This is a genomic window from Akkermansiaceae bacterium (genome assembly GCA_019634595.1).
Taxonomy (GTDB): Bacteria; Verrucomicrobiota; Verrucomicrobiia; order Verrucomicrobiales; family Akkermansiaceae; genus Luteolibacter.
In genome coordinates this window covers 945,405-967,814 of the sequence record JAHCBC010000003.1, presented here as the reverse complement: position 1 = coordinate 967,814, position 22,410 = coordinate 945,405, and the positions used below count along the sequence as shown (strand labels likewise).

The following is a 22,410-nucleotide window of genomic DNA, read 5'->3' as shown; positions in this document are numbered from 1 at the left end:
CCACGTTCACAGACAACGGCCGACAAACCCCCATATAATGAAAATGAACCGTATCCTGAAACCCATCGCCGCCTCGTTCGCGTTCGCCTCCATGGCCTCCGGAGCGATTACCTGGAACACTCCCCAGAACATCGCCAATGATCTCACCCAGATCTCCACCACCGGGGATCTGGTATATGCCTACAACTTCACCAATGTGAACACCGGGGTGACGACCGTGAACACGGTCAATTTCACCAACACCAACACCGCGTCGGTGGCCGGATCCTACACCTTTTCTTTCCTGTCCCCGAGCACCACGATCACCGTCGGTACCGACGTGTCACTTGGTTCGGGAGCATACAACGGATTGGACGCTGCCTACAAGGCTCTCATCGGACGGGAGATCCGGACCGGGGGAGGGACTGCCAACGGTCCCAGCAATCCGGCGGGTGTCGGGGTGGCCAATGATGGCTACTACAACGGATATCGTCTGACATTGAATGGATTGACGGACGGAGCGAGCTACCAGATCCAGATTTGGATCAACGACAGCCGCAACGCGAACACCGCCTACCTTGGTTTCGGACATCTGGATGAAAGTGTTCTGGTGGATTACAACACGAGTGATGCGGCCGGAGGCATCGGCCAATACGTGATCGGCGAGTTCGTGGCCACCGGCACGTCGCAGTCGTTCGAATTCAAGACCGCCGCCGCGGAGGTGAACAACGTCGCTCTGCTCAATGCGTTCCAGGTCCGCCAGGTTCCGGAACCTTCCGCCGCGCTTCTCGGCGTCCTCGGGTTGTTCGGCCTCGTCCGCCGCCGCCGCTGAGATTCTCCCCACCCACCAAAACAAAGCCTCAGATGAAAATCAGAACCGCAATCCTGTCCGCCTGTATCCTGTCGCTCGCTTCCGTTTCCCAAGGTGCGATCACCTGGCAAGCCGCGCAGAACATCACCGGCGACTCCAATGTGTCCATCAACGGAACATCCCTTTATGCCTACAATTTCACCACGGCGGCCGGAACAACGCAGGTGAACGGCGTGCAGTTCACCAACTCGAACACGTTCTCGGTGGCGGGAGCCTATAACTTTGATTTTTTGAGTCCCAGCACCGGACGGGCAACCGCGGCCGACTCCAGCCACACTTCCGGTGTCTTCACCACGTTGAGTTCTTCCTACCAGGCGCTCCTCGGCCAATCCATCCGTTCCACCGGCGGGTCGGGATCCGGGGTTGCCAATGATGCCGCTTTCAATGCCTATGCGCTGACCTTGAACGGCCTGACGGCCGGGATTGTCTATGAGGTGCAGGTCTGGATCAGCGACAGCCGGAGCAATGATCCGGCCATTCTGGGCCTCGGTCATCTCGACCGGGGGGCGGGCGGTCCATTGGTGGACTACAACGTGGGGAATACGGCGGGAAACCTCGGTCAGCATGTGATCGGGACGTTCACCGCGACCAGCACCAGTGAGGATTTCGTCTTCGACGCCTACGCGGCTCCCACCGCCAACGTCGCGCTGCTGAATGCCTTCCAGGTCCGGATCATCCCGGAGCCTTCCGCCGCGCTCCTCGCAGCGGCCGGCCTGTTCGCGGGGATCTCCCGCCGCAGGCGCGGGTGATAGGCCCCGCCCCACCAAAGGGAGAATTTGGCAAAAAACCCCGACCCGATCGAAATTCCCCATGCGCCCCCTTGTGAAACCCGAACGCCTGCGGCCCCGCGGCTTTGCGCTCGTCACCGTCATCACCCTGATGGCGTTGCTCGCCGTGCTGGTGATGGGGGTGCTCTCACTGAGTGCGGTCACGATCCGTTCATCGCAGCAGGGGCATGCCATGTCCGTGGCCCAGGCGAACGCGCGCCTCGCGCTTTTTCTTGCGATCTCGGACCTGCAGAAGCATGCGGGACCGGACCAGAAGATCACCGGACGCGCGGACTTGCCCGACAGTTCCGTTGCGAATCCGATGTGGACCGCGGTGTGGGATTCGGAGGGAGGGGATCCGGTCTATCTGGTCAGTGGGAACAGCTCCGGAAAGGCGGGCGCTCCAGCTTCCGGGAATCATCTGCCTGACAAGAAGCTGACCAAGGAGGACGGCAGCCTGCTTTTCGGGACGGAGCTGCCCGCGGACCAGCAGGTCTTCGCCCCGACGGTGCATCTCAATGGCGGGGAAAAAGGGAGCTACGCGTTCTGGATCGCGGATGAAGGCGTGAAAGCCCGCATCGACCTGAAGAATCCGTACAGGGATGCCAGCTCGGACAAGGAGCTGTATCTGGCTGCGGGGGTGGCCCAGAGCAATTCGATCGGCCATGCGTCGGCGGATTTGAAGAGAGGCTGGCCGGGGGATGATTCGAAGTTCGGCCATCTTCTCTCGCTGGAGCAGGCCGGGTTGCTGAACCTGGGCATTCCGGATTTCCACCGGAGGTATTTCCACGACCTGACCGCTCACAGCCGCGGTCTTCTGACGGATGCGAAGAAAGGCGGGCTGAAGCGCGACCTCACCCTCGCCTTCGAGAACGAGGGTGTGTTCGAACGGTGGTTCGGCCGGAAGAAAGCCTCCCAGACCACGCCCGCCGCAAGCGTCACGGGAGTGGTGGTGACCACGGAAGGCGGGTACCAGCACACCGTCGGCGGCCCGGGGCCGTCTCCGGAAAAATTCTACATCTCCGACGAATTCAGGAACTACCGGAACAAGGATGCCGGTCCGAACTGGGGCATCCTCTGTCACTACTACAACCTCCACAAGCAGGTCGAAACCCAGGCGGACTCGTTTCCCTTCATCCTGCCCCATCCTCCGGCGAACATCCAGGCGCGCCGCAGCAGCTGGGATCCCTATACCGAATACATCGACACCTCGGGGTCGCTGGATCCCATCTACACTTCCGATCTCCAGCATAACAACAACTACGTGGCTCCCGTCCCGGGCCGGTTCCAGGTGGCCTACCGCCTCAAGTCGCGGCTCGTGGGGGTCCGGCCGGACGGCCAGCGCTCCTATTCCATCATCCTCGAATTCAAGCCGGTCATCGGCATCTGGAATCCCTACAACGTCACGTTCCGCCACCACCGTTACCGGGTGGAATGGGAGATGTCGCCGATCCTGAAGATCGAGATCGACGACCGGACGACGTTTCCCGGAGGTCCGTTCAACATGGAGGTGGACATGACGGGTTGGTATGGCCGCTCCGACGACAGCGACCTGCTCACGTTCTTCACCAGTGAGGTGGATCTCCGGCCCGGAGAGCTGCGGATCTTTTCCCTGAAGGAAGAAGCCACCATCCCGTCGCGGAGTTTCCGCGGAGGGGCATCCGCATCGTTGAACTACACCCTGGAGTCCGCATGGGGGGAGGATGGCTATTTCCAGATGGCATTGCCGAAACAGGCGAGTTCACCCCCCGCCTTGAACGCCAGGTTCGAGAGGCTGGATGTCGCCGGGTCGGCGAGGATCCGCGTCGTTTCCCTGTCGCTCAGCGACCAGACCTACAACCAGCGGGGCTGGACCGACACCGCGGGGAACTGGTTCAGCTTCAAGCCCGGGACTGGCATGGTCGGCACGTCCCGCTCCACGAACATCTGGCAGCCGGAAGCTCCCTTGATGGCACCGGAGCCCATCGAGGACATCCCTCCCATGCCTGCGGAGAGCCTCCGGAACTCCAGCCAGCCGCTCGGCTCGTGGGTATTTTCCCTCCGCTCGACCGAGGGTGAGCCCGGCCAGAACATCCGCAACCTCATCGACTCCAACGTGAGGGCGGCGAACATGAACAGCCGCTGGGACGGTTCCCACGGTGGCATGGGCCTGAACGTCGTCAGCCCGTTCCGGGGCGAAGGGCCGAACGGACGCGGCCTCCTCATGCCGGGCGCGCCGCCGGAGCCACCGTCGGATATTTTCCGCTACTCCATGTGGCATGGCGACGGACACCAGCCCTACGTCGCCTGCTTCGACCTGCCCCATTCACGGCCGCTGTCGCTCGGCCAGTTCCAGCACGCGGTGCTGGCGCGCTACAACCACGAACCCAGCTTCGTTGTCGGGAATTCCTACGCGGACATCCGCGTTCCGCTGGCAGAGAAGGTGAATACCCGCTTCCTCGGTCCTGACGGCGGGAACGGGGATGTCGGGCTGCGGACCTTCGACATCTCCTATCTGGTCAACGAACAGATCTGGGACCGCTACTTCCTTTCCGGTCTGTCGGCTGACGACAAGCTGTTCTCCGCGGAAGATTTCAGGAAGATCGCAAGGGGGGAGATCTCCGCTCCGAACGCGCGGGTGAAAATCCGGAACGCCCATCTGGAGAAGAAGGACGTCATTGATCCCGGCAATGAGAAAATGTCGGATGAACTCGCCGGACATCTGGCGATCGAGGGGGCGTTCAACGTGAACTCCACCTCCGTCCCGGCATGGCGCGCGGTGCTCGCCGGCATGGCGGACCTGAAGCTGCCGGTCTTCGACCCTGCGACGAAGTCGAAGAACTGGGAGAAGTCCAACGGTGTCGTGTTCAGCCGCTTTTCCAACAACCCGGGCGGACAGGGGGATGTGTGGAAGGGATTCCAGAAGCTGGACGACGACCAGTTGGACGCCCTTTCCCGGGAGATCGTCAACCAGGTGAGGGCACGCGGCCCGTTCCGCAGCATGGGGGATTTCGTCAACCGTTCGCTGAAGGAAGCGGGCGGAACCCCGGCCAGCGACGAATATAAGGGGCCGGACATCCGGCTGAGCGGAGCTTTGCAGACGGCGCTCGACAGCGGGGGCGTCGGGGTGAATTCCCGGTTCGCCGGTTTTGCGGACAAAGCGGCGGATCCCCAGGGCCAGCATTTCGAAAGAATCCTCGGCGGCCAGTCGAAGGGCACGGGATATGCCGGCTTCATCCTCCAGGGGGACATCCTCCAGGCGCTGGCTCCCGTGCTGACCGTGCGTTCGGACACATTCACCATCCGTACGACGGGTACCGCGAGGGACCGCCATGGAAAGATCACGGCGCAGGCGTGGTGTGAAGCCGTGGTCCAGCGCGTGCCGGAACCCATGGATCCCTCCGTGAATCTGGCGGAAAACGACCGCAAGTTCGGAAGGAAGTTCGTGCTGACGGGGTTCCGTTGGCTCAGGCGTGATGAAGTCTAACCCATTGCCCCAAATGAAATCATTGATCGGATCAATCATCCATGGAGGGGTCGCGGCACTCCTGCTCCTCTCCGGAATGGCCCTCGCGCAGGAAGAGGACTTCCTCAAAGCGCAGATCGTCACACTGAGCTGGAAAGGCAAGGTGGATGGCCTGTGGTTCGTGACCAAGGATGGGCCGAAGACGATGGAAGCCTATGAACGGGGGTTCACCGCGGCGGAAAGCTATGTCGGACCGCGGCGGATCGCCTTTCACCGGGAGCGGAGCGAGCTGGACCTGCCACCGGAAAAAAGACCGCAACCCGTCGCCGTCGCCACCTTGCCCGCGGAGGGTGGGGAGGTTCTGCTCATCTTCGTGGAGAACCCGGCCAGCCAGGACTCCTGGAAGGTCGAGGTGATGGACAACTCGATCAAGAATCTCCCTGCGGGCGGCTACCGGGTGGTGAACATGACCAAGGATGCCTACTCCGCCGCGTTCGACCGGGACGTGATTGCGATCAAAGCCTCGGGAATGACCATCATCCGGCCGGCGAAGCGGAATGACGTGCGCGACCTTCCCGTCCAGATCGCCAGGGGGAAGCAGCTCGTCTACAGTTCCATCTGGGGCCACCGGGAAAGCCAGCGCGGCACCGTGTTCCTGATGCCGGGTAAGACGGAGAAGGATTTCCTCACCATACGCCGCTATTTCCAGCCGGTCCTGCAACCTGAAACCGCAGCCGCTCCATGAACCCGCCGGACGCCATGCAGTGTGGTGGCCGCGGGCGGACGGCGCGGCCCCGGAAGGGTTTCACGCTTGTCGAGCTGATGGCAGCCATGTCCGTCACCAGTTTGATCGTGGTCGTCATGGTGTCCGTCTCCGGGGTTGCCCTGGACACCTGGAGCCGCAGCCGGTCGGAGGTCCGCGCGTCGCGGCAGGCGGTGGCCATGGCGGAAGCGATGAGCCGTGACCTGGAAGCCCTGGTGATGCGGGACGGGAATGCCTTCCAGTGGCTCTCCGCCGAGGCAAAGATACCCGATGGAGGACCGAATGGGGCGACCGTCAGCCCGAATGCCGCGCGCCTCCTCTTCTTCTCCGCCGCCATGGACCGCTACGATGGAAAGGCAGGCGATGCCGGTGCGCGCAAGGAGGGGAACATCTCCACCATCGCCTACGAGCTTCAGTACCGGGATCCCACCGTGGGCGGCGGCAACGGGGATCTGGCGTCCTTCGTCCTCAACCGGAAAATCGTGAATCCTGATGACACCATCAACGGTCTTCTCGGCAAGACGGATCTGCCGGACGCCTTCCAGGGCCATCTCAACCGGATGGGGGATCTGCGGAATTTCGTCTGCGAGAACGTCTATCAGTTCACCGTCACTTTCCATGTCGATGTCGAGGACCGCGCGAAGAGGAAGCGGACGCTCCAGATTCCGCTCCAGGTCGGCCGGAACAACGGCCCGGGATCGGTGCCGGAGTTCGGAGTCTTCGGCAACAGGATCGAGGCCGGTTTTCCCGCAAGAGGCGACATCACCGCCGAAGCCTTCGCCGAGGGAACCCTCTCCGGGATTTCCATCTCCATGACCATCCTCACCGACTTCGGGATCGAACAGATGCGCCGGCGCGGATTCCTCTCCGCCGCCGAACGGGCCGGTTTCGTGCAGAAGAACTCCTATCAATATTCCAAGTTTGTCCCGATTACCCGGGGTTGATGCCCAAGGGCGGAGTGGGACGATTCGGCCTCTCGGGAGGTGGCGATCCGGCAGGTTGCCCTGCGACCGCTTGGGCTGTTTCAGGTGCGTCGGCCAGTAAGGCTTTTGGAAAGGCGCTGGATCTCAGTTCAAAAAATAAAACCCCGCAACTCATCGAATTGCAGGGTTGAAAGAGTGGCGCACTCGTAGGGACTCGAACCCCAAACCTTCTGATCCGTAGTCAGACGCTCTATCCAATTGAGCTACGAGTGCGTTGCCGCAAGCGCGGGCCGGAAAGAAGCCCGGTTTTCGCCCGTGTGTCAAGAAATTCGGAAAGGATTTTTCGGAATCTGCAGGTGGATTGTCCGGTGGCGGGGGTGGGGGAAAAATAGACAGTTGGCGGACGGTGGGGGCGTTATAGATTCGGACATGCCGCACCGGGTTGAAATGTGGAAGACGCTGCGACGGTTGGTGACCGCCGTGGCGGTCATCGCGGGGACCTACTTTCTGGTGGTGCTGCCCGTCACCCGGGCGATTTCCGGGACGAAGGCGAGCCTGCAGCGGAACCTGGAGACGGTGCTGGGGGCGATCACGAACCAGGACACCCGGATCATCGAGGGACGGGCGGAAATCGTGGAGACGACGGAAATTTCGGAGCTTTCGCTTCTGGAGATGCGGATGAGCGCGACGCGGACGATCGAGCGGAGCGAGAAATTCGCGGTGCTGCCGCTGGGAACGAAAAAGCTCATCGTCCGCGGGCACTACCAGGTTAAGGGTGGCTACCGTCTGACACCCGGGGTTTCCCTGCGGATGGACCGTGGCAGGCCGGTGGCGGCTTTTCCGAAGCCGGAGATCCTCTCGGTGGAGTTGGTGGACTTCGACGTGCTGAGCGAGGAGAGCGGCTGGCTGAACAAGGTGCAGCCCGCGGACCGCGCGCAGATCCTGCGGGAACTGCGGGAGCAGATGCGTGAGGAGGCCCGGCGCAGCGGGATGCTGGAAACGGTGGAGTCCACGCTGAGAACCCGGCTGCGGGACCTGATGGGCGTGGATGAGGTGTCGGTGGAGCAGAAGATTCCCTGAAAAGCGGGCGGGTCAGTTCACCGGCGGCTCGTCACCGAGGATCTTGTCGATCTCCGCGACGCGTTCCCACGGCACGCGCTTTCGCTGGTATTTCCGCCAGACGATGTCGCGCAGCTCGCGCCATACTTCCTCCGGAACTTCCTCCAGGGTGTTCCAGAGGGGCTCGTGCTTGAGGGTGGTGATGATGGTCCACTTGTCGGCGTGCCAGGTGGCGCGGTAGAAGCGTTTGCCCTCATCCGTGCGCTCGTTCCATTCGTGGGCTTCCATGGCCGGAGAGTCAGGAGCGGGGGAGGGGGATGCAAGATTCAATAGGGAAGGCTTCCATTTTTACGGGAATCCGGCAGTCTCGGCGATGTGAGAGGCGGTGCTGTCCGAGATGTGCTGAAAGTCTGGCTCTATGCCGCGGCCGTGGTGGCTGCGGGGGCCTGGGTGTCCCCGGTTCTCTACGACGCGGGGAAGGCGCTGGGGGAAATCAGTTCGGTGAAACGGACGAATGGTTTTCTGGAATGGCTGGGGCGTATTTGCGAAGAAGCGGATTTCCGCGTGTTCTTCCTGGCATCCATCATCGGGATGGCGCTGCTGTTGTTCATTCCATTCGCCGAGTGGTTGTCGATGAAGCGGGAGGCACGGGGACGGGAGATCGGCCAGCCGCTGGCGAACAACCGCCGTGGACTTCTGGAGTGGGGGACCGGGCTGCTTCTGGCGGCGGGGTTTTTCCTGCTTATCGGCTACGGACTGGTGGCGACGGGGTCATTCACGTGGGAAGGTCCGCCGAAGGAGCCACTGAAGCTGGTGCAGGGCGCGTTGCCATGGTTGCTCCCCGGTGTGGTCATCCAGGAATGGTTGTTCCGGGGGGTGGCGCTGGGCATTTTCCTGAGGGCGGTGAAACCCTTCGCCGCCATCTCCCTGGCTGCGGTCCTGTTCACGGTGGTGGCATTCCTTTATCCCTCCAGTGAGCTGGCCATCGCGGATCCGGACGCTTCCGGCGTGGGGTTCGAGTTGCTGGGGCTGATGGCCCGCAGGGCGGCGGATCCCGGGGTTCTTCTGGGCAGCGTCCTGCCGCTGCTGGCGGCGGGCTGGGTGCTGGGCTACGCGCGGTGGCGCACCGCATCCCTGTGGCTGCCGGCGGGGTTGCAGATGGGGTGGATCCTCGCGAATGCGCTTTTCCAGGCTGCGACGAAACCGGTGCCGCGGGTGGATCCGCTGGCGCGGCTGATGGCGGGTGACTCGCTGATGCATGGCTTCATTCCCTTGGCGGGGGTGCTGGTGGTGGGGGCGTTGGTTTATTTCGTCACGGATTCAAAACAGGAGACGCTGGATGGCGGGGCCTGATTGGCGCGGGCGGGCCGGGAGGTGGTTCGGGTGCCTGCTGGACTGGCTCTATCCCTCCGCGTGCGCGGTCTGTGAGGAAATCCAGTCCGGCGGCAGGACACTGTGCGCTGGGTGCGCTGCGGGGCTGCCCAGGCTGGTCCCGCCATTCTGTTCGCGCTGCGGGGAACATTTCGAGGGCAGCATCGACGGCGAGTTCACCTGCCCGAACTGCAGCACGCTCCGGTTTTCCTTCGAGTTCGCCCGCCCTGCCATGATGCTGGACGAACGCACCCGCGCGATGATCCACCGGCTGAAATACGGCAAGGGCATCCATCTGGCGGCGGAGCTGGGCAGGCTGGCGGCGGAGGGGCTGGAGGACCCGAGGTTCCGGAAGGCGATGGAGGAAAAATGGCCGCTGGTGCCGGTGCCTCTGCATCCCCGCCGGCAGGCGTGGCGTTACTTCAACCAAGCGGAGGAGATCGCCCGCGCGGTGGGGAAGATCTCCGGGTTGCCGGTATTGCGGGCGCTGAAGCGCGTGCGCATGACGGAGGCGCAGACCCACCTTACGCGTGCGCAGCGGCTGAAAAACCTCCGTGGAGCCTTCCAATCCCGCCGGGCCGGTGAGAAATGGCCGCGGAAAGATGGCGCCATCCTGGTGGATGATGTGTTCACCACCGGCTCGACCGTGGATGCCTGCGCGAAAACGCTCCGGAAGGCTGGCTTCAGGAGCGTCTTTGTTCTGACGGTGATGCGCGGGTGACCGCGTGGCCGCTCACAGTTCCTCGACGGACATGTTGCGGAACTCCACCTTCATCAGCGTGCCGCCATGGACCTGCAGGCCGATGGGGCCTTTCTCGCTGGCGCTTTCGGAGGTGTATTCGCTCACCTTTTTGCCATTGATCTCCACGGTGTAGACTTGGCCCTTGGCGGTGATCTTCATCTTGTTCCAGTCACCGGCCTTCATCGCTTCTTCGACTCCTTCAGCCTGGATGGGGTAGCCTTTTTTCGCCCCGATGTAGGGGGAGCCGGTAAGGTCGATTTTTTTCGAGCCGGATACACCGATCTGGATCTGGTCGCTGGAGTTGCGGATGAAAACGCCGGAGTCCACGCGTTCGTCGGTGACGTTCTTGCTGGTGTAGCGGAACTCAAGCTCGATGGCGAAGTCCTTGTATTCCTTCGTCGTCCAGAGATTGGAGCCCTTCTTCTTGTGCTCGGAGTTGTCGCTCTCACCGATGAGAACGCCTTCCTTCACGGTCCAATAGGGGCCGCCCTCGATCTTCCAGCCTTCGAGGGATTTGCCGTCGAAGATGGCTTGCGGGGCGGCGTGGAGGGTTGCCGCGGCGAACAGGGAGAACAGAAGGGTTTTCATATGGTTGCTCGGTTACGCGGATCATCATCCCCGCCTTTCGTGCCGCGCAAAGTGAAATGACAGATCCCGGCGGTAACCAGAAGGGTAGCCAGCGGCAGCAGGCCGGAGCGCAGGCTCTCGCCGATCCACAGCGGGCGCAGGGACGATTCCAGTTCCATATGGAGCATGTTGAAGCTCTTGAACGCGAAGATCCATCCGGCGTGCAGGCCGATGGGGAACCACAGGGAGCCGGTGCGCAGCCGGGTTGCTCCCAGAATCAGCCCGACGGTGAAGAGAACAAGGAACTCCGCGGCGATGAACTGTGGATTCAGGAAGTGCCCGAAGATCAGGCCAAGCATCTGGAAGCCCGCGAATGGAGCCGCAGGATCCGCGATGTCCGAGCCATCCGGGGGAGCCAGGAAGTGGACGAAGGCGAAGATGAAGGAGACGGTGAAGAGGGCTTTCCCCGGTGAGAGGATGCGCAGCCAGATGCCGAGCAGCAGCCCGCGGAACAGCCATTCCTCGATCACCGCGCCGAAGAAGGCCGGCATCAACGCCTTGGAGATGACCCGGGAAAAGCCGGCCGGATCCGGGTCCGCGGCGAATGCTCCGGCCATCCGGAGCGCGCCTCCCAGCAGCCACAGCATCCCGGCGGCCAGCACGATGGCGGAAGCCAGATGGATCAGCCGGGTTTTCCACGGCAGCTTGCGGAGAACGGCGGAATCCTGAGCGGGCCCGCTGCGGAGCTTCCTCAGCCGGAGGATCAGCCACGGCAGGAGCAGCAGCACCGCGGCATAGAGGGAGCGGGAGAAATATTTCTCCGAGTCGGCGTTGCGGGCGGATTCCGCCCAGCTATCCAGCAACCTCGGTTTGAGATTCCCATTGGCCCCGTATTCGCCGAAGGCTTGGCCAGCTTGGTGGATCCAAGGAAAAAGGATCGCCGCGAGGAGGATGGTCCCGATGAGCCACACAACGACAGCACCCGCCTCGGATTTCAGGAAACGCATGGTGCGGGATGATTCGTGGGCTGTGGGCGGATTGTCCAGCACGGGGATGCGGAAACGCGCTTGCCGTGAGGGGGTAAGCCGGAGAGGCTGCGGGCCGCCCGTTGAAAAAGTTCCTCCCATACTACCGCCACCTGTTGCCCGTGAAGTGGATCTTCGCGGGTGGTGTGGTCGCGGGCCTGATCTATGCGCTCGCATCCGGTGCCGGACTTCCGCTGGTGACGAAGATCGTGTTTCCCGTCCTTTTCGGTGAACCGGGGGATGAGGCGACCGCCTGGTGGCAGATATGGCTCCAGGATCGCCTCCAGGGCATTTCGCAGAACCGTCTGCTGCTCATCACCTGCATGTGGATCCCCGCCATCTTCCTGCTGCGGGCACTGGCCGGTTACGCGAACTCCGTTCTCATCAACTATGTGGGCCTCCGTGTCTCGGAAGGAATCCGGACAGATCTCTTCGTCAAGCTGCAGACGCTCCCGCTTTCCTTCTTCCGGGCGAACCGTTCGGGTGACCTGCTGGCCCGGTTGATGACCGATACCGAACTGCTCCGGCAGGTGATCGCCCAGACTTCCAGTGACCTCATCAAGCAGCCGGCCACCCTCATTTCGGCCATCGCCGTGCTGGCCACCCAGGCATTCACCGACAGGCGGTTTTCGACGGCGATCATTGCCCTGGTGACGGTGCCCCTTTGCGTTTCCGTGATCCGGATGATCGGGAAAAAGCTCTCCCGCCGCGCGAGGCAGCTCCAGCGGCAGGGCGGGGATCTCACCGCCACCCTGGCGGAGAGCCTGCAGGCTCCGCTGGAAATCCGGGCCTACAATCTGCAGCAGCGCCAGATCACGACTTTTGCGGCGAAGGTCCGCAAGATCCTGGGCCTGAACATGAAGGTGGTGCGCTACCGTCAGGCCATCTCTCCCTCCATCGAGTTCGTCGCGGCCACCGGATTCGCCGCGTCCCTATACTTCGGGGTCAAGGGGGGCATGGGGCTGGATGATTTCCTTTTCCTCGGGATGACCCTCTACATGGCGTATGAGCCGGTCAAAAAGCTGGGGATGATCCACTCCCTCTTCAAACAGGGTGAGGCGGCGGTTGACCGCATCGAGCATATCCTGAATGAGCCGGACCGCCTTCCGGAATCCGCATCCCCGTCCAAGCTGGGGCGTCCCACGCAGGGCATCCGTTTCGAGGATGTCTCGTTCGCCTACAAGGAGGAGAGGGTGCTCAGCCACATTGATGTCGAGGTGCCCATCGGCCAGGTGGTGGCACTGGTCGGTCCCAGCGGTGCGGGGAAATCCACCTTCGCCCATCTGGTCCCACGGTTCTATGATCCGGTTGAGGGACGCATTACCCTCGATGGTGTCGATATCCGGGAATATGCGAAAAGGGATCTCCGCGCCCAGATCGCGGTGGTGCCGCAGATGCCCGCGCTTTTCACCGGCACCATCGCCGAGAACATCCGTGTCGGCAGGCTGGATGCGACGGATGCGGAAGTGGAGGAAGCAGCCAGGAAAGCCTTCGCCCACGACTTTATCGTCGCCCAGGACAAAGGCTATCAGACGGAGGTGGGTGAGCGCGGCGAACTCGTCTCCGGCGGCCAGCGGCAGCGCATCGCCATCGCCCGTGCGTTCCTCAGGGATGCGCCGATCCTCATCCTCGATGAAGCGACCAGCGCGCTGGACTCGGAGAGCGAGCAGAACGTCCAGAAGGCTCTCGCGGAACTGGTGAAGGGACGTGCCACCTTCATCATCGCCCACCGCTTCAGCACCATCACCATCGCGGACCGGATCCTGGTCTTCCAGAAAGGCCGCATCGTGGCGGATGGCAGCCATGAAAGCCTGCTGAAGGCTGAAGACCCCACCTACCGCTCCATGATCAGCAGCCAGTTGATGGTGGACGCCGTCTGAATCAAGGAGGAAGGCGGAAGTGCTTCTTCTCCGAGGCGGGGAAAGTCGGATCCGCCACCAGCGTGCCGGGAGGCATGTTCCTCACATCGATCACCTTGTCATTGTAGGGGCTGAACACGAAACCCGGTTGGCCCTCCACCGGCTTTGCGACGGGGATTCCATCTCCTGGAGGCGGGGATGAGGGCGGGGTCGGAGTATTTCCGGTGGCTCCAGAGAGATTCTCCGGGGTATTGCTGGCGGCACCGGAGGGATCCGCCGGTTCAGGCGGGTTTGCCGGCGCTGTGTCCGCCACGGGTTCTATCTTCGTCGGTGCCGGAATTTTCTTTTCCGCCGTTGGAGTGGCTGGCGGAACGGCCTGCTCCTGTTTCTCGCAGGAGGCGAGCGCGACGGCCATGACAGGCACGATGAACCATTTCTTCTTCATACCCCCATATCAGTCAGGAGTTTGTGGAAGAGTCAACGTGGAACGGCTGGAGCCGGGCTCAGAAGAGCGGTCCACCGGGAAGGAAGGACTTCCGGCACAGGGCTGCGTATTTCCCTTCCCGCGCCAGAAGCTCCTCATGCGTGCCTTGCTCGATCACATGGCCTTTCTCGAGGACATAGATCCGGTCCGCATTCTGGATGGTGGAAAGCCGGTGCGCGATGACGAAGGCGGTGCGGTTCTCCATCAACCGGTCCAGCGCGTCCTGGATGAGTCGCTCCGTCTCGGAATCGACGGAGGCGGTCGCCTCATCCAGCAGCAGGATCGGCGCGTTCTTGAGCAGCGCGCGGGCGATGGAGAGGCGCTGTTTCTCACCGCCGGAAAGTTTTACCCCCCGCTCGCCCACGTTGGTGTCCAGCAACTGCGGCAGCAGCTTCACAAAGGGCGAGGCGTGGGCGGCCTCCAGCGCGTCCCACAGTTCCGTCTCCGTCGCGCCCCGCTTTGCCAGCAGCAGGTTTTCCCGGACGGTGCCATTGAAGAGGAACGGCTCCTGGGTCACGTAGGAAAGGCGGTCCCGCAGGCTGGATTTCGCCAGGGTGGAGATATCGATGCCATCGACGGTGATGGTGCCGGAGGTGGTTTCGTAGAAGCGGGCGAGCAGGGAAAGGACCGTCGTCTTTCCCGCTCCCGTGGCTCCCACCAGGGCGACGGTCTGCCCGGCGGATGCCACCAGATCCACATGGTGGAGGGTCGGTTGTTCCTGGTACGCGAAGGAGACCTTTTCGAACCGTACGGTGCCCTTGATGTGTGCGGGAAGCTCCTCTCCATCGGTCGAGTTCGGCTCATCCCCGGAGTCCAGGATCTCAAAGACGCGGTCGGCGGCCGCGCGGCCGGAGAGCAGCATCTGGGTCAGGTTGTTGAGCTGGCCGATCGGCTCGTAGAAGAGGGATAGATACAGCAGGAACTGGGCGAATGCCCCGATGGTCATGGTGCCGTCCATCACCCTGGCACCGCCGAAGCCCAGCACCAGGACGTAGCCGGTCATGCGTATGAAGGACATGCCCGGTGAATAGATGGCCCACCATTTCATCATCCGCAGGGAGGCCGTGCGGAGCGCGTCCGAATAGCGGTTGAAGCGGTCATGCTCCTCACGCTCCGCCGCGTAAGCCTTGATCTGCCGCACGCCGGAGATGTTGTCGTGCAGCAACGCGTTCAGGTCGGACGCCGCGTCCCGCTGGTTGCGGTAGCGGTCGCGGCCCCGGGTCGAATAAATCCACGCGCCGACTGCGAGCAACGGCACCGGCAGCGTGGCCCAGGCCGCCACACCGGGATTGAGGATGAAAAGGACCACGCCGATCCCCACCACCTGCAGCAGCGCGATGATCCCCTGCTCGATGCCATCGATCAGCACGCGCTCCATGTTCGTCACGTCCTCCACCACCCGCGTCATGATGTCCCCCGTCCGCCGGGTATCGAACCACTGGAGGGGGAGGCGCTGGATTTTTTCGTAAAGGTCCGAGCGGATGTCGAAGATGACCTTCTGCTCGAACACATTGTTCAGCAGGATGCGCAATGCATTCAGGCCCTCGCGGGCGAGGAATCCGGAAAGGGCGACGCAGATCCAAAATAAAAATTCACCATGCCGCGACGGGTTCGGGATGATGTGGTCGACGACGTAGCCGGTTGCTTTCGGAAAGACGAAAACCGCCGCCGTCATCCCTACCGCACAAAAAAGCTGGGCGGATGCAAGGACCGGATAATTCCGGAGGTAGAGGAAAACACGGAAGATGGACTGCATGGAAGACGGCGGAATGAGCTGTCTGATGTGATTACTTTGTGAATCCGCGCTAAATTATTGCCGCGGCTGGAGGAAATTTGGATTGCCGTGGGGAAAAGGGAACTCCTAATGTTTTGCCCACACGCGGAATCCAAAGTTTCACAATAAAACCCCATGTCCAAAATCTTCGGAACCCTCACACTCGTTACGTTGGCGATCGCCGCCTTTATCGGTCTGAAAAACAAGAACGCCTACAAAGTTGAAATCGAGAACCGGCAGGCGGTCGAGGCGGCCCTTGCGAAAACCGAGGCGCGCAAAGCCGCCGCCATCGAGGACCGCGACGAAACCAAGGCTGAAAAGGAAGCGGTTCTCGCTGAAATCCCCAAGGTCGAGGCACAGCGCGACGAGCAACAGAAAGCCAACGAGGAACTGACCAAGTCCAAGGAAGCCAAGGCGGCGGAAGCCGAAGGCAACAAGGCGAAGCTCGACCAGGCGCGCGAAAAGACCGACTCCCTCGGAAACATCCGCGACCTTGCCAGCAAGCTGGGCACCATGATCAACGAGTCCAAGGAACTGGATGACTCCGTTGCCACCGCCGAATCGAAGCTGGCCAGCCTCACCACGGAGAACACCCGGGTGGAAAGTCAGGTCGCGGAGCAGCGCAAGCAGGTGGAGCTCCGTTCCAAGGGCGAATCCTTCCCGAACCTGCGCGCACGTGTCAGCGCCGTCTATCCGAACTGGGGCTTCGTTACCCTTTCATCCGGCAATACCGCGGGGGTCATCACCAATTCCACCCTAGACGTCGTTCGCGACGACGAGGTCATCGCCAAGCTTCTTGTGACCGCCGTGGAGCGCAACACCGCCTCCGCAAGCATCATCCCTGACACCGCGAAGGAAGGCGTCACCATTTCTCCCGGTGATCTGGTGGTGCCAGGTGTGAAAGTGACGCCTCCGGCGACGCCGGGCGCGGCTTCCTCCGGCCCCGTTCCAGCTCCTTCCAACTGAATCGAAGAAACCCCTTTTTCCAAAAAACTCTCCAAAGAACCCCGATGAAAGTTGTCACTAACGTTCTATTGATTCTGGCCGCTGGCGCCGCCGCGTTTTTCTCCTTCGCCCAGTCCCAGAAATTCGCCGATCAACAAAACATCCGCCTCGAGAAGAAGGCTGAAGAGGAGAAGGTCCGTGCGGAAGCCACCGCGACCGAAAAGGAGCGCGACAACGAGCGTGCCGCCCTCACCGCCGCCACCAAGCAGCGCGAGGATGTCAACAGCGCCCTGGCGGCCCTGAAAGCCTCCGAGAGCAGCATCAAGCGCGACATCGCAACCATCGACACCACCCTTGCCACCCAGCAGCAGGAGCTTGCCGACCTCAACAAGGCGGTGGATGAGCTTAACAAGCTGCTGAAAGACATCGGCACCAACGTGAACATCGACAACATCGGTGACGAGGTCGCCAAGATCGAAGCCAACGTCAAATCGAAGAAGGCCCGCATGGAGGAACTGACCGCGCTCATCGATGGGGCGCAGAAAAAGATCACCTCCACCCGTGGTGAGTCGAAGCGCCTCAGCGACCGTGCGGTGGAAAGCAGCGTCCGGATCAGCCGCAATGCGATGGAAGCCGTCGTGACCGCGGTGAACCAGGATTGGGGATTCCTCGTCATCGGCGCCGGTTCGAACTCCGGTTTCACTCCGCAGACCAGCCTGCTGGTGAAGCGGGACGGCCAGTTCATCGGCCGGGTGAAGCCCACCTCGATCGAAGCCACCCAGACCATCGCGGACATCGAGCTTGAGAGCCTTGCTCCCGGCGTGCGCATCCAGGCGGGGGACCGGGTGATCGTCGCCCAGCCTGCCGCCAACTGAGATCAGGGCATTTGAATTTTAAAAGCTCCGCAGGCTTGCCAGCCGCGGAGCTTTTTTTACGCTCGGACCATGCGCGCCATCATCACGCTTGCCGTTGTCGCCTCCACGCTCGGGTTGGTATCCTGCCTCAAGGAGGTGGAGAAAAAGCCCACGCCGCCTCCCGGCAGCCAGAGCAGCCAGATCCCATGGAACACTCCCGTCGCAGGACAGGGCCAGGGGCAGTTCGGGATGATGGAGCAGAACCGCTACCGCCGCTGAGGTTTGCCGGCGGTGTCCGGCTAGTCCCGGTGATAGGGCATGCCCGCTTTCAATGAGGCGACCCGGTAGAGCTGCTCCAGCAGGATCACCAGGGCCAGTTCGTGTTGCAGGGTGAAAGGGGAGACGGAGATCAGCAGATCGCAGTTTTTCCGCAGCGCTTCGTTGTGCCCGTCCGCCGCGCCGATCAGGAACGAGACGCATTTCACGTCCCCGCGGAGTTCCAGCGTCTCCAGTTGCTGGTGGAATGCGCGCGTGGTCAGGCTCTTTCCGCGTTCATCGAGGCCGATCCGGAATGAGCCTTCCGAGCGTTCCAGCAGGCGTGGGGAGACATCGTCCCGGGATCCTGCCTTGATGATCACCAGTTCATGGTTTCCGAAGCGGGATAGCCGTTTCAGGTATTCTTCGACTCCGGCCTTTGCGTAAGCGAGGGCGGGTTTGCCTGCGGCGATGATCCGGACTTGCATGGAATGCTTCGGAGCTTGCCCGGAGGTATTGCATACGCCAACTTCATTCCTGCATGAAGTTCGCACCGCTCTTTGTATTCCCTCTGTTGGCCGCCTGTGCTGGTCCCGGCCCCATCGTTCCTGAAACAAAGGTCGAGAAGCAGATGATCGGGCTGCTGGAGAAGTTCGACCGGTATGACCTGAACGGAGACGGTGAGCTGGATTCCAGCGAGCTGGTGGCCGCCCAGAAGTCCACGGGCCATCCGCCTGCGGAGATCATTGATTTCTACGACCGGGACAAGAACCGGACGATCTCCCTGCGCGAGGCGCAACGGGGCTTCTCACGTCTTGAAGAGGCGGAGCAGCGTGCGGATCACACCCATTGACGGGTAAGGAGGGAGGACATTGCGGCAGAGCCGCCATGTCCGCTGCGCTCCCATTCCTGTCCTCCGGCTGCAACAGGAACCGCTGGCACAGGCATCTCTTGGCAAAGCCCTTCCGGGACAAATCCACCCTTCACATGTCGGCCAGACGGTAGTTGAGGGTGATGGATTTCCTGAGCGCCTGCATCACCTCCACGAGACCCCGGTGATCCCTCACGGCTTCCGCGCAGGCGGGGTCTCCGGAGAGGTTGCGGCTCACATGCTTGCCGATTTCCGCATGGAGCTGGGACATCCGCGTATCCAGGATCCCGTACTCCGCCCGCAGCGTGGAGATGTCCTTGTTCGCATCCCCGATGGACTGGATCGCCTTCGAGGCATTTTCTTGCTGGGATTTCCTGAAGGTTTGGATCTTCTCCGTCAGCTCGTTGATCTTCTGGTCTCCCTTGATGATTTCCTCACTGATCCTGGTCCGCTCCGCCTTCAGTGCGGTGAAGCGCTCTTTCAGTTGGCCGAGGGAGGCGTTGATCTTGTCGATCTCGACGGTGGCCGGTTGGGTGCCTCCGGTCTGGCCGGCCAGCACTTCGGATTTCACCTTCAGGCCTTCATAGGATTTCCGGATCTCCTTCGCGGCGGACACGATCTCGTCCCGCCTGGCGGAAAGCGTGCCGAGTTCAGCCACGATCCCCGCTTTCTCCGTGAGGAGCTTCTGTTCGGGTTCGGAGACGGAGTTGAGCAGTTCCGCGCGGTCCTCGTGGGCCTTGTTCAGTTTCTCCTGGCAGGCCGCCAGCCCGGAGGAAATCGATTCCTGCTCCTGGGATAGCTTCCGGAGGTTCCAGTAGCTGGACGAGAGGGACTCGATGTTCTCCACTTTCTTCCAGATCATCGCCCCGAGGTAAGCCTCCGCATCGCGCAGCAGATGGGTTTCGCTCGCGGCATCACTCATCCGCTGGTTGCGGCGGTGGATGCCCAGTGTGTGAGCGATGCGTGAGAGGAAGTAGCGGGTGGGCGTCATGAAGATGGGGCGGCCTTATTTTTTCTTCACCTTTTCCTGGAGTGCGGTGATGACGTTGTAGTCCTCCAGGGTGGTGATGTTCCCGCTGATCTCGCCTTTGGTGACCAATTCCTTGAGCAGGCGGCGCATGATCTTGCCGGAGCGCGTCTTTGGCAGGCCGGGAGTGCAGTAGATGTCATCCGGTTTGGCGATCGCGCCGATGAGCTTACCGACGTGGTTGCGGAGCTCGATGATGAGATGCTCGGACTCCTGGAAGCCGGTCTTCAGGCTGACGAAGGCGGCGACCGCCTGGCCCTTCATGTCATCCGGACGGCCGACAACGGCGGCCTCCGCCACCGCAGGGTGGGCGACCAGCGCGCTCTCGATCTCCGCCGTGCCGAGACGGTGGCCGGAGACGTTCAGCACGTCGTCAAGACGGCCGATGATCCAGAAGTTGCCGTCCTTGTCCTTGCGCGCGCCGTCACCCGCGGTGTAGAGGCCCGGATAGTCGGAGAAGTAGGTTTTCTTGAAGCGGGCCTTGTCGCCGTAGATCGTGCGGGTCATGGACGGCCATGGCTTGCGGATCACGAGGCGGCCGTCCTCGTTCGGTTTGCACTCGTTGCCGGCGTCATCGAGGATGGCGGCATCGATGCCGAAGAACGGATGGGTGGCGGTACCGGGCTTGCAGGGCGTCGCGCCGGGGATCGGTGAAATGAGGATCGCACCGGTTTCCGTCTGCCACCAGGTATCGACGATGGGGCAGCGCCCGCCGCCGATGTGCTTGTGATACCAGTTCCAGGCCTCGGGATTGATCGGTTCCCCCACGGAGCCGAGCAGTCGGAGGGAGGAAAGGTCGTAGCCGGCCGGGAAATGGTCGCCGGCCTTGATGAAGGCGCGGATGGCGGTGGGGGCGGTGTAGAAGATGGTCACACCGTATTCCTCGATCATCTTCCAGAAGCGGCCGAAGTCCGGCTCGTTCGGAGCCCCTTCATACATCACCTGGGTCGCGCCATTGGCCAGCGGGCCGTAGACGATGTAGGAGTGGCCGGTGATCCAGCCGACATCGGCGGTGCACCAGTAGACGTCCTCATCCCGCATGTCGAAGATGTACTTGCAGGTCGCGTAGGTGCCGGTGAGGTAGCCGCCGGAGGTATGGAGGATGCCCTTTGGCTTTCCGGTCGAGCCGGAGGTGTAGAGAACGAAGAGCGGATGTTCGGAATCGAAAGGCTTCGCCACATGCTTGTTGGACACTTCGGTGACCTCCTCGTGCCACCAGGAGTCGCGGCCGGACACCATCTTGATGTCGTTTCCGGTCCGTTTGAGCACGATCACGCGCTTGATCTTCGCGGCGGTGTAGCGGGACAGAGCCTCATCCACGGCGGGTTTGAGCGGAATGATCTTCCCGCGCCGCCAGCCGCCGTCGGCGGTGATCACCGCGACGGAGCCGGAGTCCTCCAGCCGGTCGAGGATTGCCTCGGAAGCGAAGCCGCCGAAGACCACGTTGTGGACCGCGCCGATCCGCGCACAGGCCAGCATGGCGATGGCCGCCTCCGGAACCATCGGCATGTAAATGAGGACGCGGTCGTTCTTCTTGATGCCGTTTTTCTCAAGGACGTTGGCGAAGCGGCAGACCTCCTTGTGGAGCTGGCCGTAGGTGATCACGCGGCGGTCGCCGGGTTCCCCCTCCCAGATGATGGCCGCCTTGTTCTTGCGCGCGCCGACGGCGTGGCGGTCCACGCAGTTCTCACAGACGTTGAGCTTGCCGCCGTCGAACCACTTGGCGAAAGGGGCCTTCCAATCCAGAACCTTCGACCACGGCTTCTGCCAGAGGAGTTCCTTCGCCTCACCGGCCCAGAATTTTTCCGGCTTGTCGATCGACTCCTTGTAGAGCTTCTTGTAAGCCGCCATCGAAGGGATGCGGGCTTTGGCGGAAAATTCCTTCGAGGGTTTGTGGATGACTTCCGGCGTGGGTTTGGCCTTCGATGACTTGCTCATGGATTTTGGGATCTCTGGAAAGCGACGCGTATTTTCGCATCTACGTTGCGAAAACTAGAAATCCACATGGCGCGGGGCAAGCCGCCAGTTCAACGAAATCAATGAAATCGCACGATCCTTCGTGCGGGTCATCCTGCCCTCAGGCCTTCGGATTCTTCATCAGCAACTCGACTTCCTTCGAGTTGAGGAAGGCATAGGTTCCGGGTTCCAGATCGCCCAGCCACAGCGAACCGATCCGGATGCGCAGCAGCTTGGTCACCTGGTAGCCCAGCGCCTCGAACATGACGCGGATCTGCCGCTTCGCGCCGTGGTCCAGGATGATCTTGATCCGCCGCGGGGAGAGCCGCTCGATGGCTTTCGCCTTCAGCTTTCCTCCTTCGGAGTAGATGCCTTCCAGGAACTGGTCGAGGTGTTGGTTCTCGAAGGCCTGGTTGGAGGTCACCAGATACTCTTTCTCCACCGATTTCGATGGATGCATGAGCTTCTGGGACAGGTCGCCGTCGTTGGTGAGGATCAACAAGCCTTCGGAATCGCGGTCCAGGCGGCCGACATGGTGGAGGCTGTGCAGGGTGGGGGGGAGGAAATCGTAGATCGTCTCCCGGCCCAGCTCATCCTCGCGGGTGCAGACGAAGCCGCGCGGTTTGTGGAAGGCGAGGATCGCCACCTCATTCGGGACGACGCGCTTGCCATCCAGCTTCACGTGGTCGCCGTGGCCGATGCGGGTCCCCATGTTCAGGCACGGCGAACCATTCACCTCCACCCGGCCGGTCTGGATGAGTTCATCACAGGCGCGGCGGGAGCCGATGCCGCAGGAAGCGAGGTACTTGTTGAGGCGGACGCCGTCGTTCATGGGAGTGGGAAATTTTCAGCGAAAAAAGCGCGGAACCCACT

The 22,410-nt window shown here is 62.1% G+C and carries 22 protein-coding genes and 1 tRNA gene; 13 read left to right on the top strand and 10 right to left on the bottom strand.

Features of this window, described 5'->3' with window-relative positions:
* Positions 1–43 precede the first annotated feature (43 nt).
* From KF712_14905 to KF712_14885, 5 genes are all read left to right on the top strand, one after another.
* Complete coding sequence (locus KF712_14905) at positions 44–811, top strand: PEP-CTERM sorting domain-containing protein (GenBank protein MBX3742279.1); 768 nt, start codon at positions 44–46, stop codon at positions 809–811.
* Positions 812–843: 32 nt separating this feature from the next.
* Entirely contained in the window at positions 844–1,599 is a 756-nt protein-coding gene (locus tag KF712_14900; GenBank protein MBX3742278.1) for a hypothetical protein, read from the top strand.
* 61 nt (positions 1,600–1,660) lie between these two features.
* On the top strand, positions 1,661–5,083 hold the full coding sequence (locus KF712_14895) for a hypothetical protein (protein MBX3742277.1): 3,423 nt from the start codon (positions 1,661–1,663) through the stop codon (positions 5,081–5,083).
* Positions 5,084–5,096: 13 nt separating this feature from the next.
* Positions 5,097–5,807: a hypothetical protein gene (locus tag KF712_14890; GenBank protein ID MBX3742276.1), complete on the top strand. Its 711-nt coding sequence runs from the start codon at positions 5,097–5,099 to the stop codon at positions 5,805–5,807.
* Entirely contained in the window at positions 5,804–6,769 is a 966-nt protein-coding gene (locus tag KF712_14885; GenBank protein MBX3742275.1) for a prepilin-type N-terminal cleavage/methylation domain-containing protein, read from the top strand. The genes KF712_14890 and KF712_14885 overlap by 4 nt, the downstream gene beginning before the upstream one ends.
* A 175-nt stretch (positions 6,770–6,944) precedes the next feature.
* Here the strand turns inward: KF712_14885 and KF712_14880 are convergent.
* A tRNA-Arg gene (locus KF712_14880) sits at positions 6,945–7,021 on the bottom strand.
* Positions 7,022–7,177: 156 nt separating this feature from the next.
* Between KF712_14880 and KF712_14875 the strand changes: the two genes are divergently transcribed.
* Positions 7,178–7,828 carry a DUF4230 domain-containing protein gene (locus KF712_14875; protein ID MBX3742274.1) on the top strand — a complete coding sequence of 217 codons (651 nt, stop codon included), beginning with the start codon at positions 7,178–7,180 and terminating at the stop codon, positions 7,826–7,828.
* 12 nt (positions 7,829–7,840) lie between these two features.
* On the opposite strand, the gene KF712_14870 is transcribed toward KF712_14875, so the two are convergent.
* On the bottom strand, positions 7,841–8,095 hold the full coding sequence (locus tag KF712_14870; GenBank protein ID MBX3742273.1) for a hypothetical protein: 255 nt from the start codon (positions 8,093–8,095) through the stop codon (positions 7,841–7,843).
* A gap of 111 nt (positions 8,096–8,206) precedes the next feature.
* Between KF712_14870 and KF712_14865 the strand changes: the two genes are divergently transcribed.
* Entirely contained in the window at positions 8,207–9,160 is a 954-nt protein-coding gene (locus KF712_14865) for a CPBP family intramembrane metalloprotease (GenBank protein ID MBX3742272.1), read from the top strand.
* Positions 9,147–9,899, top strand: coding sequence for a ComF family protein (locus KF712_14860; GenBank protein ID MBX3742271.1), 753 nt, complete (start codon positions 9,147–9,149; stop codon positions 9,897–9,899). The genes KF712_14865 and KF712_14860 overlap by 14 nt, the downstream gene beginning before the upstream one ends.
* 12 nt (positions 9,900–9,911) lie before the next feature.
* On the opposite strand, the gene KF712_14855 is transcribed toward KF712_14860, so the two are convergent.
* Both KF712_14855 and KF712_14850 read right to left on the bottom strand, forming a co-directional pair.
* The gene (locus tag KF712_14855; GenBank protein MBX3742270.1) at positions 9,912–10,508 is read right to left on the bottom strand and encodes a DUF1080 domain-containing protein; all 597 of its coding nucleotides are present in this window, start codon (positions 10,506–10,508) and stop codon (positions 9,912–9,914) included.
* Positions 10,505–11,494: a CPBP family intramembrane metalloprotease gene (locus tag KF712_14850; protein ID MBX3742269.1), complete on the bottom strand. Its 990-nt coding sequence runs from the start codon at positions 11,492–11,494 to the stop codon at positions 10,505–10,507. Before KF712_14850 ends, KF712_14855 begins: the two co-directional genes overlap by 4 nt.
* A gap of 101 nt (positions 11,495–11,595) precedes the next feature.
* Between KF712_14850 and KF712_14845 the strand changes: the two genes are divergently transcribed.
* On the top strand, positions 11,596–13,392 hold the full coding sequence (locus KF712_14845; GenBank protein ID MBX3742268.1) for an ABC transporter ATP-binding protein: 1,797 nt from the start codon (positions 11,596–11,598) through the stop codon (positions 13,390–13,392).
* A 1-nt stretch (position 13,393) separates the two neighbouring features.
* On the opposite strand, the gene KF712_14840 is transcribed toward KF712_14845, so the two are convergent.
* Both KF712_14840 and KF712_14835 read right to left on the bottom strand, forming a co-directional pair.
* The gene (locus tag KF712_14840) at positions 13,394–13,816 is read right to left on the bottom strand and encodes a hypothetical protein (protein ID MBX3742267.1); all 423 of its coding nucleotides are present in this window, start codon (positions 13,814–13,816) and stop codon (positions 13,394–13,396) included.
* A gap of 58 nt (positions 13,817–13,874) precedes the next feature.
* Entirely contained in the window at positions 13,875–15,611 is a 1,737-nt protein-coding gene (locus KF712_14835; GenBank protein ID MBX3742266.1) for an ABC transporter ATP-binding protein, read from the bottom strand.
* 153 nt (positions 15,612–15,764) lie between these two features.
* Here KF712_14835 and KF712_14830 point away from each other — a divergent pair, with 153 nt between their 5' ends.
* From KF712_14830 to KF712_14820, 3 genes are all read left to right on the top strand, one after another.
* A complete protein-coding gene (locus KF712_14830; protein MBX3742265.1) occupies positions 15,765–16,595 on the top strand; it encodes a hypothetical protein in 831 nt (276 codons plus the stop codon).
* A 44-nt stretch (positions 16,596–16,639) separates the two neighbouring features.
* Positions 16,640–17,449 (top strand): hypothetical protein, encoded by an 810-nt coding sequence (locus KF712_14825; protein ID MBX3742264.1) that lies wholly within the window; start codon positions 16,640–16,642, stop codon positions 17,447–17,449.
* 69 nt (positions 17,450–17,518) lie between these two features.
* Complete coding sequence (locus KF712_14820) at positions 17,519–17,707, top strand: hypothetical protein (GenBank protein ID MBX3742263.1); 189 nt, start codon at positions 17,519–17,521, stop codon at positions 17,705–17,707.
* Positions 17,708–17,727: 20 nt separating this feature from the next.
* Here KF712_14820 and KF712_14815 read toward each other — a convergent pair whose 3' ends face one another.
* A complete protein-coding gene (locus KF712_14815; GenBank protein MBX3742262.1) occupies positions 17,728–18,171 on the bottom strand; it encodes a 23S rRNA (pseudouridine(1915)-N(3))-methyltransferase RlmH in 444 nt (147 codons plus the stop codon).
* Between the two features lie 53 nt (positions 18,172–18,224).
* On the opposite strand from KF712_14815, the gene KF712_14810 reads away from it, so the two are divergent.
* Positions 18,225–18,536 (top strand): EF-hand domain-containing protein, encoded by a 312-nt coding sequence (locus KF712_14810; protein ID MBX3742261.1) that lies wholly within the window; start codon positions 18,225–18,227, stop codon positions 18,534–18,536.
* Positions 18,537–18,666: 130 nt separating this feature from the next.
* On the opposite strand, the gene KF712_14805 is transcribed toward KF712_14810, so the two are convergent.
* The 3 genes from KF712_14805 to KF712_14795 all read right to left on the bottom strand — a co-directional run bounded on the left by KF712_14805 (position 18,667) and on the right by KF712_14795 (position 22,369).
* The gene (locus KF712_14805) at positions 18,667–19,545 is read right to left on the bottom strand and encodes a hypothetical protein (protein MBX3742260.1); all 879 of its coding nucleotides are present in this window, start codon (positions 19,543–19,545) and stop codon (positions 18,667–18,669) included.
* Positions 19,546–19,560: 15 nt separating this feature from the next.
* On the bottom strand, positions 19,561–21,519 hold the full coding sequence (gene acs, locus KF712_14800) for an acetate--CoA ligase (protein ID MBX3742259.1): 1,959 nt from the start codon (positions 21,517–21,519) through the stop codon (positions 19,561–19,563).
* A 139-nt stretch (positions 21,520–21,658) separates the two neighbouring features.
* Positions 21,659–22,369, bottom strand: coding sequence for an rRNA pseudouridine synthase (locus KF712_14795; protein ID MBX3742258.1), 711 nt, complete (start codon positions 22,367–22,369; stop codon positions 21,659–21,661).
* Positions 22,370–22,410 lie beyond the last annotated feature (41 nt).

Coding starts and splice junctions, on each gene's coding strand:
- KF712_14905 (MBX3742279.1), top strand. CDS start 44: ATGAACCGTATCCTGAAACCCATCGCCGCCTCGTTCGCGTTCGCCTCC.
- KF712_14900 (MBX3742278.1), top strand. CDS start 844: ATGAAAATCAGAACCGCAATCCTGTCCGCCTGTATCCTGTCGCTCGCT.
- KF712_14895 (MBX3742277.1), top strand. CDS start 1,661: ATGCGCCCCCTTGTGAAACCCGAACGCCTGCGGCCCCGCGGCTTTGCG.
- KF712_14890 (MBX3742276.1), top strand. CDS start 5,097: ATGAAATCATTGATCGGATCAATCATCCATGGAGGGGTCGCGGCACTC.
- KF712_14885 (MBX3742275.1), top strand. CDS start 5,804: ATGAACCCGCCGGACGCCATGCAGTGTGGTGGCCGCGGGCGGACGGCG.
- KF712_14875 (MBX3742274.1), top strand. CDS start 7,178: ATGCCGCACCGGGTTGAAATGTGGAAGACGCTGCGACGGTTGGTGACC.
- KF712_14870 (MBX3742273.1), bottom strand. CDS start 8,095: ATGGAAGCCCACGAATGGAACGAGCGCACGGATGAGGGCAAACGCTTC.
- KF712_14860 (MBX3742271.1), top strand. CDS start 9,147: ATGGCGGGGCCTGATTGGCGCGGGCGGGCCGGGAGGTGGTTCGGGTGC.
- KF712_14855 (MBX3742270.1), bottom strand. CDS start 10,508: ATGAAAACCCTTCTGTTCTCCCTGTTCGCCGCGGCAACCCTCCACGCC.
- KF712_14850 (MBX3742269.1), bottom strand. CDS start 11,494: ATGCGTTTCCTGAAATCCGAGGCGGGTGCTGTCGTTGTGTGGCTCATC.
- KF712_14840 (MBX3742267.1), bottom strand. CDS start 13,816: ATGAAGAAGAAATGGTTCATCGTGCCTGTCATGGCCGTCGCGCTCGCC.
- KF712_14835 (MBX3742266.1), bottom strand. CDS start 15,611: ATGCAGTCCATCTTCCGTGTTTTCCTCTACCTCCGGAATTATCCGGTC.
- KF712_14830 (MBX3742265.1), top strand. CDS start 15,765: ATGTCCAAAATCTTCGGAACCCTCACACTCGTTACGTTGGCGATCGCC.
- KF712_14825 (MBX3742264.1), top strand. CDS start 16,640: ATGAAAGTTGTCACTAACGTTCTATTGATTCTGGCCGCTGGCGCCGCC.
- KF712_14820 (MBX3742263.1), top strand. CDS start 17,519: ATGCGCGCCATCATCACGCTTGCCGTTGTCGCCTCCACGCTCGGGTTG.
- KF712_14815 (MBX3742262.1), bottom strand. CDS start 18,171: ATGCAAGTCCGGATCATCGCCGCAGGCAAACCCGCCCTCGCTTACGCA.
- KF712_14810 (MBX3742261.1), top strand. CDS start 18,225: ATGAAGTTCGCACCGCTCTTTGTATTCCCTCTGTTGGCCGCCTGTGCT.
- KF712_14805 (MBX3742260.1), bottom strand. CDS start 19,545: ATGACGCCCACCCGCTACTTCCTCTCACGCATCGCTCACACACTGGGC.
- acs (MBX3742259.1), bottom strand. CDS start 21,519: ATGAGCAAGTCATCGAAGGCCAAACCCACGCCGGAAGTCATCCACAAA.
- KF712_14795 (MBX3742258.1), bottom strand. CDS start 22,369: ATGAACGACGGCGTCCGCCTCAACAAGTACCTCGCTTCCTGCGGCATC.